Genomic DNA, 574 nt, shown 5'->3' with positions numbered 1-574 from the left:
CCCTCGGCGGCGGTGAAATCGACGACGGTCGACGACGTTCCGGTCAGCATCGCAGCCAGCCGGGCCGATTGCCCGGGCCAGAACTGCTCGTGTTCGGGGGCGGTGATCAACATCGGGGTGGTGATCGCGGCGGCCGCATCGGCGTCGAGGCGGTAGTGCATGACCTCGCGCATCGTGTCGAAGTACTGCCCGTTGTGCCCATAAGGTCGTGCCCGCCATGCCCACATGCGTTGGGTTGCTTTCTGTCCGGTCAGCCCGAGTGCCATCTCCTGATCGAATCGCTTGGCCTTCGAAGGATCATCGAGCATGCCCACCAACGATTTCGGCAGGTGCGTCGTCCACGACGCCGACACATCGACCACGCCGGGATCGACCACGGCCGCCCGATAACGGTGCTCCACCGACAACGCCTGTGGCACCCAGAAACCGGCCTGCGAGATCCCGTACACCGCAAGGCGTTGCGTATCCACGCCCGGCTGCCCGATTACGGTGTCGGTGACCGGGGGCAGCACCGCCTCCCAATCGGGGCGGAACAGCACCGATTTCTCGAACAGCATCGACTGCTGCCCCGGGC

At 65.7% G+C, this 574-nt stretch carries 1 pseudogene; it reads right to left on the bottom strand.

Annotated elements, in window-relative coordinates:
• Window positions 1-557: pseudogene (locus B1964_RS23435) on the bottom strand (dipeptidyl aminopeptidase); the annotation flags it as partial.
• Window positions 558-574 lie beyond the last annotated feature (17 nt).

This window comes from Gordonia sp. i37, assembly GCF_002043085.1.
In the GTDB taxonomy this organism is placed as follows: Bacteria; Actinomycetota; Actinomycetes; order Mycobacteriales; family Mycobacteriaceae; genus Gordonia; species Gordonia polyisoprenivorans.
This window is presented reverse-complemented; position numbering and strand designations above follow the sequence as displayed.